Source organism: Listeria weihenstephanensis (assembly GCF_003534205.1).
Lineage (GTDB): Bacteria > Bacillota > Bacilli > Lactobacillales > Listeriaceae > Listeria_A > Listeria_A weihenstephanensis.
This window is the reverse complement of record NZ_CP011102.1, coordinates 1,537,402-1,548,779: the sequence shown is the minus strand read 5'-3', so window position 1 is coordinate 1,548,779 and position 11,378 is coordinate 1,537,402. Positions and strand designations below refer to the sequence as shown.

The 11,378-nt window shown below is 42.1% G+C and carries 11 protein-coding genes; 1 reads left to right on the top strand and 10 read right to left on the bottom strand.

What is annotated here, in order from left to right; all coding sequences use genetic code 11:
- Positions 1-46: 46 nt before the first annotated feature.
- From rsmB to UE46_RS07480, 8 genes are all read right to left on the bottom strand, one after another.
- Complete coding sequence (gene rsmB / locus UE46_RS07515; RefSeq protein WP_036060086.1) at positions 47-1,375, bottom strand: 16S rRNA (cytosine(967)-C(5))-methyltransferase RsmB; 1,329 nt, start codon at positions 1,373-1,375, stop codon at positions 47-49.
- Positions 1,372-2,316, bottom strand: coding sequence for a methionyl-tRNA formyltransferase (fmt, locus tag UE46_RS07510; protein WP_036060085.1), 945 nt, complete (start codon positions 2,314-2,316; stop codon positions 1,372-1,374). Before fmt ends, rsmB begins: the two co-directional genes overlap by 4 nt.
- A gap of 12 nt (positions 2,317-2,328) precedes the next feature.
- Positions 2,329-4,731: a primosomal protein N' gene (priA, locus tag UE46_RS07505; protein WP_036060081.1), complete on the bottom strand. Its 2,403-nt coding sequence runs from the start codon at positions 4,729-4,731 to the stop codon at positions 2,329-2,331.
- A gap of 1 nt (position 4,732) precedes the next feature.
- Positions 4,733-5,935 carry a bifunctional phosphopantothenoylcysteine decarboxylase/phosphopantothenate--cysteine ligase CoaBC gene (gene coaBC, locus UE46_RS07500; RefSeq protein WP_077912487.1) on the bottom strand — a complete coding sequence of 401 codons (1,203 nt, stop codon included), beginning with the start codon at positions 5,933-5,935 and terminating at the stop codon, positions 4,733-4,735.
- 236 nt (positions 5,936-6,171) lie between these two features.
- A complete protein-coding gene (locus UE46_RS07495) occupies positions 6,172-6,708 on the bottom strand; it encodes a hypothetical protein (RefSeq protein WP_036060079.1) in 537 nt (178 codons plus the stop codon).
- Positions 6,686-8,044, bottom strand: coding sequence for an AAA family ATPase (locus tag UE46_RS07490; protein WP_036060078.1), 1,359 nt, complete (start codon positions 8,042-8,044; stop codon positions 6,686-6,688). Before UE46_RS07490 ends, UE46_RS07495 begins: the two co-directional genes overlap by 23 nt.
- A 279-nt stretch (positions 8,045-8,323) precedes the next feature.
- Positions 8,324-8,953, bottom strand: a complete 630-nt coding sequence (locus tag UE46_RS07485) for a nitroreductase family protein (protein WP_036060077.1) — start codon at positions 8,951-8,953, stop codon at positions 8,324-8,326.
- A 4-nt stretch (positions 8,954-8,957) separates the two neighbouring features.
- Positions 8,958-9,251: a putative quinol monooxygenase gene (locus UE46_RS07480; RefSeq protein WP_036060075.1), complete on the bottom strand. Its 294-nt coding sequence runs from the start codon at positions 9,249-9,251 to the stop codon at positions 8,958-8,960.
- A 110-nt stretch (positions 9,252-9,361) separates the two neighbouring features.
- Here UE46_RS07480 and UE46_RS07475 point away from each other — a divergent pair, with 110 nt between their 5' ends.
- Positions 9,362-9,646: an ArsR/SmtB family transcription factor gene (locus UE46_RS07475; protein WP_036060175.1), complete on the top strand. Its 285-nt coding sequence runs from the start codon at positions 9,362-9,364 to the stop codon at positions 9,644-9,646.
- A 188-nt stretch (positions 9,647-9,834) separates the two neighbouring features.
- Here the strand turns inward: UE46_RS07475 and UE46_RS07470 are convergent, their stop codons facing one another.
- Both UE46_RS07470 and UE46_RS07465 read right to left on the bottom strand, forming a co-directional pair.
- Complete coding sequence (locus tag UE46_RS07470) at positions 9,835-10,575, bottom strand: WxL domain-containing protein (protein ID WP_051492866.1); 741 nt, start codon at positions 10,573-10,575, stop codon at positions 9,835-9,837.
- A gap of 62 nt (positions 10,576-10,637) precedes the next feature.
- Positions 10,638-11,378 carry a WxL domain-containing protein gene (locus tag UE46_RS07465; RefSeq protein WP_051492865.1) on the bottom strand — a complete coding sequence of 247 codons (741 nt, stop codon included), beginning with the start codon at positions 11,376-11,378 and terminating at the stop codon, positions 10,638-10,640.

Below are 11,378 nucleotides of genomic sequence, written 5' to 3'. Positions count from 1 at the left end.
GTTGGAACGGCGGGATAATTGAACCGTCTCTTTACTTATTTATTGGTTACTTTTTTCGGAATGATGCGATGAAAAAGCCATCACTTCCAATATCGGTTGGAACTAACTCTAAATACTTGTTTTTCACGTAAGGCGTTATTTTTTCAGGAACGTGAACCGTTTCTAATTGGAATTCTGGATGATTTTCAAGGAAGTTTTCCACGACGCCACGATTTTCTGTTTGATCAATGGTACAAGTACTGTATATTAATATACCATTTTCTTTGAGCAACGCGCCAACTTCAGCCAAAATTGCTTGTTGGATTCGTGCCAAATTGTCGATATCAGATTCTGTTTTGCTGTATTTAATGTCTGGTTTACGGCGCAGTACACCGAAACCTGAGCACGGCGCATCGACTAAAATACGATCAAAACTTTCATCAGCAAATAGTTCACTCGCTTTTCTAGCATCGAGTACTTCTGTTGTAATATTTGTTAAATCAAGACGTTTTGCTGCTTTATTTACTAATTTTGTTTTGTGTGGGTGGATATCTAGCGCAACGATTTCACCGGTATTATGCATTTTTTCAGCGATATGTGTTGTTTTTCCGCCTGGTGCCGAACATGCATCGAGCACTCGCAAGCCATCTTCTAACTGTAACGCATGGGCAACGAGCATTGAGCTTTCATCTTGAATCGTGCAACGGCCATTGTGATACGCTTGTGTTTCGGCGATCGAGCCGCGTTCCATCATCAGCGCTTCTGGAATATATTCGTTTTGTTCCGTTTCGATGCCTTGCGCGGAAAGTTCTTCTTGCAACTCGGCAACGGTCACTTTATTTTCATTGACACGAATACTTTGTGACGGTACTTCCAGGAAAGAAAGGCCGATTTCAAGTGTTTTTTCAGCGCCGAATTGGGCGATCCAACGTTTGACAAGCCAAGTCGGTAAGCTCGTCTCTACAGCAATTCGTGTCGTTTCGTCTGCGATGCTCACGATTTCTGGAACTCCTTTACGGATCACATTTCGTAAAACACCATTTACAAATTTCGTCACGCCGTCATGTCCGCGTTCTCTCGCAATCTCGCCCGCTTCATGCAAAATCGCATGTTCTGGTACTTTATCTAGAAATTCTAACTGATAAACAGAAAGACGTAACAAATTTAATACCCAATTTTCCGGTGTTTGGCGCAAAAACGGCTCTAAATAAAAGTCGAGTGTGATGCGTCGCTGTGTCGTTCCGTAGACAAGTTCTGTCAGAAGCGCACGGTCTTTTTGATTTAGATCGCTATTTTTGAGGGCGTCATTGATAAGTAAATGACTAAAGGATTGATTGTTTTCTATTTTCTCGATTAAGTCCAGCGCAATTTCGCGGACTGTTTCTGGTTTTTTCATATTTCACCGAACCTTGTTTCTAGATTTAGATGTTGCCCAGCTCCCGCCATATAGTCAGCAACAGCCATTTTTTGTTTCCCTGCTGGTTGCACGATTTCCGGAATAATCACCGTTTTATCGCCAGTTGCGATGGCAAAATCGTGTTTTGTCGTACGAGCAACTTGCCCTGCTGGTAAAATTTGATCTGACTCCTCGATCCGTGCTTTCCAGATTTTAAAAGGATTTCCTGCAAGCGTTGTATAAGCGACTGGCCATGGGGAAAGTCCGCGGATTTGGTTGAAAATAGCGCGTCCTTCTTTGGTCCAATCGATTTTTTCTTGTTCCCGTTTAATGTTTGGCGCAAATGTCACTTTTGAAGCATCTTGTGGTTCTGGCGTAATTTTCCCTGCTAGTAAATCGGGCAACGTATCCATTAATAAAGACGCGCCGACTTCGCTTAGTTTTTCAAACATCGTCCCAACGTTATCTTCGTCAGTAATTGGAATACTGCGGCGCGACAACATATCACCAGCGTCCAATTTCTCGACCATATACATAATCGTCACGCCAGTTTCTTTTTTACCATCCAAAATCGCATAATGCACAGGTGCCCCGCCACGATATTCTGGCAAAAGAGACGCATGAACGTTGATACATCCGTGTTTTGGCGCTTCGAGTAACGAGTTCGGCAAAATTTGGCCGTACGCTGCTGTCACGATTAAATCTGCGCCAAGTCCGATTAATTCTTCTAATTCCGTGGAAGTTCGTAATTTTTCTGGTTGGTACACCGGAATTCCACGCGCAACTGCTGCTTCTTTTACAGGTGGTGGTGTCAGTACGCGCTTGCGTCCAACCGCTCGATCTGGCTGCGTCACAACAGCGATGACCTCATATTTATCTGCTACTTGATTTAAAACGGATACGGAAAATGCTGGTGTACCCATGAAAATTATCTTTGTCATCCTTTTTCTCCTTTACATCATCACAAACGGCTGTACGTCCATCGTGATCGTTAATCCTTTGACTTGTTCTTTTTGATAGTGTAGTAAAATATTTTTCAGTTCAGCCTTCAAATTCGGCTCCACTTTATATTTAATGATGCATTGGTAGCGATATTTATTTTTGATTCGTGCAATCGAGCTTGGAACTGGACCCAGAATAATCGCGTCCTGCCCTAGTTTCCCGTGCAAAAATTGCGATATTTCCTGAATCGTTCGTACCGCCTTCATCTCATCCTCATCGCTCACATTGATCAGTGTTAAATAATAGAACGGCGGGTATGAACCCATTTTTCGAACACGCATTTCGTGATTATAAAAACCGATATAATCATGCATTTTCGCATATTGGATGCTGTAATGTTCAGGATTGTAACTCTGCACAATCACTTCCCCCGTCAACTCATGTCTTCCCGCACGGCCACTTACTTGCGTTAACAATTGAAATGTTTTTTCAGACGCTCGGAAATCCGGTAAATGCAGCATCGTGTCAGCATTCAGCACGCCAACGAGTGTTATATCTGGGAAATCGAGCCCTTTTGCGATCATCTGCGTCCCTAACAGTACATCTGCCTCTTTATCGCGAAATTGATTTAGCAGTTTTTCATGGGAACCCTTTTTTGTCGTTGTGTCCACGTCCATCCGAATAACCCGCGCCTCTGGAATGAGTTTTGCCAAACTTTCTTGGACCTTTTGCGTCCCTGTTCCAAAATAGCGAATCTGCTCGCTTTCACAGCTCGGACACTTGTTTGGCACGCGTTCTTGATGCCCACAATAATGGCATTTCATCTGATTATGCGCCTGATGATACGTGAGCGAAATACTACAATTCGGGCATTCCACCACATATCCGCAATCACGACACATCACAAACGAGGAATAACCACGCCGATTTAATAGCAAAACAACCTGCTCTTTTTTCGCAATCCGATCCTTAATCTTCTCCAACAATTCCATCGAAAATTCCGTCCGGTTCTCATTGCGCAATTCCTCACTCATATCGACAACTTTTACTTCGGGGAGCGCTGAATCATTCACACGCGTTGGCAATTCCAGCAACGTATAGCGATTCTTCCCTGCCCTAGCAAAAGATTCCAGTGATGGCGTTGCACTTCCAAGAACAACAGGGCAACCATAACGCTTCGCCCGCTCAATCGCGACATCCCGCGCATGGTACCGCGGATTATCTTCTTGTTTATAGCTCGTTTCATGCTCTTCATCAATAATAATAATGCCTAAATTCAAAAATGGAGCGAATACCGCAGAACGCGCACCAACCACGACTTTGGCTTTGCCTTGCTCGATTTTGCGCCACTCATCGTATTTTTCGCCTGCCGATAACGCACTGTGAAGTACCGCGACCTGTTTGCCGAAGCGACTTTTAAACCGCTCGACCATTTGTGGCGTCAATGCAATTTCAGGAACGAGTACAATGGCTTCTTTCCCATCTGCAAGTACCGCCTCAATCGACTGTAAATAAATCTCGGTTTTCCCGCTTCCAGTCACACCGTGCAGCAAAAACGTTTCCTGCTGCCCAGTTCTTGCCGAAGTCACAATCGCATCGCACGCCGCCTGTTGATCTGGCAATAAAGGTAACGGAATGCTTGGTTTGAAATCATGGTTTTCATACGGATCGCGTCCCACATGTTGATCTTCTATTTTAATCAAGCCTAGTGCCGCCACTTTTTGAATCGATGCATCTGTCGTCCCAAGCGTCGTCCGCAACTCTTTCACCGCAATATATTCCCCATCAAACACCTGGAAAAACTGCAAAATTTTGATCTGCGCTTTCGCTGATTTCGGTAAACTTTCGATCGCATCTTCCAACTGTTGCACGGAGCAAAGCGGTTTTGCCACGCGTATCGTTTTTTTCGTAATCTTCGTTTTCACTTGATAGATCAGCTCGACAATGCCCTCTTTCATCCATTTTTGGAGTGTTGGTAAGGCTCCGAGTTGTTCTGCTTTTTCCCAATCCATCGTTTCATGACCTTCAAAAAGTTGATCCGCCTCGTCATTCGCTGTATCAAGCAAGCTAAAATATTTCTCATATTTCGCCCGAAGCGCCGCGGGGAGCATCGCTTGGTACGCTGTGATCCGATAAGCAAGTGTTTCCTCGGCTATCCAATCACCCAGTTCAAGCAATTCCTCATTTAGAACTGGCGCCAAATCCATCATTTCTCTGATCTCTTTTAACTTTGCAAATTCACTCACGTCTGATATCCCAACGACGAATCCTTGCAACGCTCGATTACCAAAAGGTACCGAAACCCGCATTCCAGGACGAACAATGTCGCGCCACGCTTCTGGAATGAGGTAATCAAAAGCGCGGTCGACTTGCATCGCTGGTACATCGACAATGACTTGGGCTACTCTTGCCATCTTATTTTTCCTCCAACAAACGCGCCGCTTGTTCGATAATTTCGCGCGCTACCTCTTGTTTAGATAACAACGGGAAAACCCGCTCTTCATCTTCGTGACCGTAAAAAGTAACTTGATTTGTATCGACACCAAAACCAGCACCAATTTGTGCTACGTTATTCGCCACGATCATATCCGCATTTTTAGCATGCAGTTTTTTCAGTGCATTTTCTTTGACGTTCTCTGTCTCAGCCGCAAAACCAATCACGACTTGCTCGGCTTTTTTCAGTTGACCGATTTCGGCCAAAATATCTTTCGTACGCACCATTTCGATCGTATAATCGCCGGGTTGTTTTTTAATTTTATGTTCATGAATGACTTTTGGCGTATAATCCGCAACCGCTGCACTCATCACGAAAATATCCGCGGAATCTTGATGCTTCATGACTTCTTCGTACATTTCCTGCGCGGTTTCGATATACACAGCTTCGACACCATGTGGCACAGGTAATTTTGTGGAAGACGTGATCAACGTCACATTAGCGCCATATCGCGCCGCTGTTTCCGCAATCGCAAAACCCATTTTTCCAGTCGAGTGATTCGTAAAGTAGCGAACGGGGTCCAGTTTCTCCATCGTCGCACCAGCCGTCACAACAACTTTCCGTCCAGCAAGCGTCGTGTTCTTCTCCGCAAAAAAGTTCGTCAAATGTCCAACAATCCGTTCAGGCTCCTCTAAACGCCCCCGACCAACGTAACCACACGCGAGATATCCCTCACTCGGCTCAATAAAACGAACACCGTCCGCGTAAAGCTGATTAATATTTCGCACCACAGCTGGATGCGCAATCATGTGCACATTCATCGCTGGCGCTACCCAAACCGGCGCTTCCGTCGCAAGCAGCGTCGTCGTCACCATATCATCCGCAATCCCGTTCGCCATCTTCCCAATCACATTCGCCGTCGCCGGCGCCACAATCACAAGATCCGCCCAGTCCGCGAGATTTATATGCGCCACCACGCCCGAATCTTTCTCATCAAACGTATCCGTATACACATCATTCCGCGACAACACCTGAAACGAAAGCGTTGGTACAAATTCCTGCGCACTTTTCGTCATCATCACCTTCACGTTCGCGCCCGCCTGCGTCAATTTACTCGTAAGCGCTACAGCTTTATAAACAGCGATTCCACCAGAAACCGCGAGTAAGATATTTTTTCCATCCAACATCTAGGTCACCTCTTTCACCTTCCTATCAATTATACCGTTTTAACGCGGGAAAAAACAGTGTTGAAGGTTATAAAGGTAAAGAAAAAGCTAGGAATCAGATTTTCACATCTAATTCCCAGCTTGAGCTAAAGGTACTATGAATATTTCAGTCATCAGTATACTATAATAAATCGTTTCTCAAACAATAATCCATTAATTGTATTAATAAAATCTCCTGTACACACAATAGTTTCTCAATTCCGTAGGTTTAAGTACTCCAAAAACATTTTCGGACTATGCACCATTGGTTCAATACCAGTGTACTCATGGATAAATTTTAACCATTTGGGGATTCTTACGGATAAATCTGCTCGTGATACACCTCTGTGTGTAGGAATTTCTTCATTTAAACAAACTAGTATAAATTTAATATTATTCATATCATTTGTAGTCAAAGAAAATTCCTTAACAAAGAACAAAATAGTTTCATAGATTTTTAATTTAATATCTCGTTTCTTAGATCTCCCACTAACAATAGTATTTTTAAATTCGATTATATGTAGAATACCATCTTTATATAACAAGCTATCCACAGAACAAGGAACATCGCAGCCACAGCTTATCTCCTTTTCAATTATATCATCAAAATTAAAAACATCTAAACTTTCATCCTCTACTAAAAAGAAATCTTTCTCACCACTTGTATCCTTTGAACACTCTTTAAGAGTACTATAACCGTGTCCCTTAAGCAAACTCTCGATTATAGAATTAATCATCACCATTGACATCATCCCTCAACTCTTCCAAAGTTATATACGGCTTAGCCAAACTATTATAAATAAGAACGAGTTGTTCAGTAACATCCAATATTTTAGCACTCCTTTTTTCCACAGCAGTTTGGTAAAACCTAACTGATTTAGATATATTATGTTTCTTTGAAAATAATTCAATTGCTTCAACAAAATATGGACTATGCGAAGTTATCAATACTTTCAACCCATAATTCACCTGTAAAAGAACTATTAATTCTGCGTATCTCAATTGCCACTCTGGATGTAGATGAATCTCGGGTTCATCTAGGATTAACATCTCTGTGTCAGCCAGCTCACCCGATGCAAGTAGCATTTTTATTATTGCAAAAGACTTTAAACCTGTCGCTAGATTTTCAGCATCGAAAGCATAATTTTTAGATGAGTCACCGTAGACGAGATTTCCTTCTGAAAATACCAAGTCTTCATCAAGAATTCCATCGAATAGTTCTTGAAATTTAACTCTGTTATATGTTTCTTCAAATAGATTGATTTGTTCTTCATTCACATTTAATCGAGACAACAAAACATCTTTATGGCTATATCTTTCTGATTTTCTTCTAAAACGGTCAAAATTAATATCATCTAATATGAATGGATTATCGATATATATAACACCTGATTCATTTTTATGTTCAATTTTCAGTCCTTTCTCGGAGACCTTGTTCTCAACAAAAGATATTTCACTGCTAATACCATCTGAAAAAATTTTCACAAAGGAGTCCTCAGAACCTGCAAAAATTGAGGATATTTTCCTACCAAATTCGCTATCAAAAATTCTTTGTAACGATCTCTGTTTGATAGATATATGCTTAGCATCTATTTGTAACATTTCTAACAAATTCTCTACTAATTGAATTGCTCTGCTATATAGATCATCACCTAAAACACCTTTTTTATCATTCAAAATCCGTTCTATTTCTTGAGCCTCACTAATCATTTTTTTTATGTTTTTCCCGGAAACTGAATCTATCAAATCGCCAGTGTATTCTAGCTCCCTGTATATACTCATCTCTAACTTATCAATATGTTCTGCAACCTCTAATAATGCTGATTGCTTCTTATTATCATTATTTTTATTTCGACCAAATCTAGCATGTACAACCAGACTATCAAGAGGAGCTAACTGTCTGCGTATTGATATTATCTTGTTAGTCTCCGCATTTTGTTCCACTAATCTGAGTCCTTCTAAAAAAGCATATATGGATTTACCAATGGTACTTTTTCCAGTATTATTTTCTCCAGCAATGACAGTAATTGTATCTACGACAACATCTGCTTCCGAGACCATGCCAATATTTTTCATTAATATTCTCATTTAATATCCTCCTCCCAAAAAAATGAATTACTTTTTTATCATTATACACTATAAGACGAGTTATTAATAGGATTACAAGTGTCCTATACTCTTATTTCAAAATATACATTTACTTACTACTTAATCATACACAGAGCTATTATATTACCAGGCAAAAGCTGACTTCTACTCTCTCACCTCAAAATGCTATGTTTAGACAATTAAAAAATGCTCCATATAAATATTAAAGCAGATTATTCTCCACCAAAATATTTATATAGAGCATTATTTGCACCTCTTTTACTTCCAAAAAACAGTATCGTCCGTACTCAATCGATACGAGCCATAACCCGCGTCCGTTGCTTTCCCAATCGAGACAATCATCACCGGCACAAAACGCTCCGTGTCCATGCCGAACGTCTCAGCAACTTTCTGTCTCTCAAATCCACCGATCGGATTCGTATCATAGCCGTAAGCCCGCGCCACAAGCATCAATTGCATCGCGACCAAGCTACCATCAATCAACGCCACCCGTTCCAATTCCTCGCGTGGTGAATTCGCATAATACGGTGTCAACGCTGACATTTGCTTCTCTTTCACATCAGCCGGCATCATTCCTTGCTCCACTGCGCTACCGAAAATTTTCTCCGCATTATCAAACGCGTCCACATCGCCAAAAATCACAATCATCGCAGCGGACGTATCATTTTGCAACGTATTAAAGCGCACAAGCGGGCGCAATGTTTCTTTTCCTTCTGTGCTCGCTACCACCACAAAACGCCACGGTTGCATGTTTACCGATGAAGGTGCACGCATCGCATCTGTCAAAATCTGCTCCATCTCTTCTTGACTAATTTTCACCGTATCGTCGTACCCACGAATCGAACGGCGGTTTTTGATTATATCTTCAAAATCATTATTTTTATACATAGTATTACTTCCCTTCTACTTTACTAAGTACTTGTATCGCTGGCGGTGCGCTCAATAAACTGCCAACGCCTGCCTGAAACGCTTGAAAATGTTCGCTTTTATTATGTGCTTCAATGGCAGCCACATCTTCCCACTGCTCTATCATGTAAAACTCGGTTGACTTCTCAACAGAACGCGTCAATGTGTAACCAGCATTCCCTGACTCGGCTTTTGATGCTTCAATCAACGGCTCTACTTCTTTTAGAAATGCCGCAATCTTATCTTCTTGGACTTCTAACTTCGCTTGAATAACTAGCATTTATTTGCCCTTCTTTCTGTGGTCGTATCGTTCGATTTTTTTCGAACAAACACACTATACCATATCAAATTTTACTAGGCAACTAATATGTAATGTGCTATGATATTTTTATGAAAAACAATAATCAAGATTCAGAACAGTTGCTACTTTTATTCCAAGCCTTGAGTGATCCAATTCGCCTCGACGTCTTTCGTTGCTTACTGCAAAAAGGAGAACAGCGCGTCACAAACGGCACCTACGATATTTCCAAATCAACCATGTCCCACCATATTAAGTTGTTAAAGGAGGCCGGTTTAGTCGATGTTCGCAAAGAAGGCACCGCGCATATTTATTCACCAAACAAAGAAGTGATCGCTAAATATCCCGGGTTCTTCGACATCTTCCAAAATAAATAAGCGATATAACTCCGAATCCCGGAATTGTATCGCTTATTTATTTGGAACCGCCAAACCTCAGCGGGACGACAAATGCTTAGTTCCTAGGCAAAAGCGAGTACCAGCGCGGAGTGTACTAGGGTACACGAGCACTGGAACGGAGCTTTTAACGACGGAAATGAGCGTTTGTCGTCCCGCTGAATGATAAATTAGTCAGGCGTATCTGTAAGCGTCCAAGTCAATGTCGCCACATATTTCGCATCTTTATCTTTCTTCGTTTCACCAGGAACTTTCAGTGTTACGCTCGCATTTTCAGCATTAGCATCCGCACCAACTGTGTTACCAAACGCGTTCGTCCAAACACCCATCCCAGAATCAACCGGTGCGTTGACGACATCTTGCATCGCGCTGTCACCGTTCAACACAACGTTCTGATTATTCATCGGTTTCGCCGCATTCGCTGAGTTCAACTCCGCATCTTTCAACGTCAATACCGCACCCGTAAGCTCGCTTGATCCAGCTTTAAATTGATCATTGCTCACTTGCAATTTCCAACCAGCGTTCGTCCCACGATTATCCGTCACCTGCGCAAAAGTCGGTACATATTTCGTGCTGCCGTCACTTTTTAGCACAACTTCATCATACTTCGCTTTGTATGTTGTATCGCTACCAGAAATCGTTTGTTCACCGAAATGAATATTCGAAACGTAATCCAAACGTAGCGCACCTGTTGTTGGCGTTGGCGCATCTGGATCTGTTGGCGTTACATCATCGCCAGGATTCGTCGGATCAATCGGATTTGTCGGCGTCGTGCCATCATCCTCTTTAAAAATAATATCCGCTTTCGAAGTCGTCGAACCAACTACCGCTGCTTGTGACGGTGCTGCATAAATCGCTAAACTACTCGCTGCCAAAATACCTACTAGTGCTACTTTACTTAATTTCATCATATATTTTTTCTCCTTCATATTTCGAATTTTTTTGTTATCACTTTATTAAAACGTTATTACAATCAGTCAGGTGTGTCAGTTAATGTCCAAGTCAATGTTGCTACATATTTCGCGTCTTTATCTTTCTTCGTTTCACCAGGAACTTTCAATGTTACGCTCGCATTTTCAGCATTAGCATCGGCACCGACTGTGTTACCAAAAGCGTTCGTCCAAACACCCATCCCAGAATCAACCGGTGCGTTGACAACGTCTTGCATGGTACTATTTCCACTCAATACAACGTTTTGATTATTCATCGGTTTCGCCGCATTTGCCGAGTTCAATTCCGCATCTTTAAGCGTCAATACCGCACCCGTAAGCTCGCTTGATCCAGCTTTAAATTGATCATTGCTCACCTGTAATTTCCAACCAGCGTTCGTTCCACGGTTATCTGTCACCTGCGCAAAAGTTGGTACATATTTCGTACTGCCATCACTTTTTAGCACCACTTCATCGTATTTCGCTTTGTATGTTGTGTCGCTACCAGAAATCGTTTGTTCACCGAAATGAATGTTCGAAACGTAATCCAAACGTAGCGCACCTGTTGTTGGCGTTGGCGCATCTGGATCTGTTGGCGTTACATCATCGCCAGGATTCGTCGGATCAATCGGATTTGTCGGCGTCGTGCCATCATCCTCTTTAAAAATAATATCCGCTTTCGAAGTCGTTGTGCCAACTACCGCTGCTTGTGACGGCGCTGCATAAATCGCTAAACTACTCGCTGCCAAAATACCTACTAGTGCTACTTTACTTAATTTCATCAT

What these genes read in the sequence shown, in the direction of transcription:
- rsmB (WP_036060086.1), bottom strand. Translation starts at nt 1,375, where the DNA reads ATGAAAAAACCAGAAACAGTCCGCGAAATTGCGCTGGACTTAATCGAG.
- fmt (WP_036060085.1), bottom strand. Translation starts at nt 2,316, where the DNA reads ATGACAAAGATAATTTTCATGGGTACACCAGCATTTTCCGTATCCGTT.
- priA (WP_036060081.1), bottom strand. Translation starts at nt 4,731, where the DNA reads ATGGCAAGAGTAGCCCAAGTCATTGTCGATGTACCAGCGATGCAAGTC.
- UE46_RS07495 (WP_036060079.1), bottom strand. Translation starts at nt 6,708, where the DNA reads ATGATGTCAATGGTGATGATTAATTCTATAATCGAGAGTTTGCTTAAG.
- UE46_RS07490 (WP_036060078.1), bottom strand. Translation starts at nt 8,044, where the DNA reads ATGAGAATATTAATGAAAAATATTGGCATGGTCTCGGAAGCAGATGTT.
- UE46_RS07485 (WP_036060077.1), bottom strand. Translation starts at nt 8,953, where the DNA reads ATGTATAAAAATAATGATTTTGAAGATATAATCAAAAACCGCCGTTCG.
- UE46_RS07480 (WP_036060075.1), bottom strand. Translation starts at nt 9,251, where the DNA reads ATGCTAGTTATTCAAGCGAAGTTAGAAGTCCAAGAAGATAAGATTGCG.
- UE46_RS07475 (WP_036060175.1), top strand. Translation starts at nt 9,362, where the DNA reads ATGAAAAACAATAATCAAGATTCAGAACAGTTGCTACTTTTATTCCAA.
- UE46_RS07470 (WP_051492866.1), bottom strand. Translation starts at nt 10,575, where the DNA reads ATGATGAAATTAAGTAAAGTAGCACTAGTAGGTATTTTGGCAGCGAGT.
- UE46_RS07465 (WP_051492865.1), bottom strand. Translation starts at nt 11,378, where the DNA reads ATGATGAAATTAAGTAAAGTAGCACTAGTAGGTATTTTGGCAGCGAGT.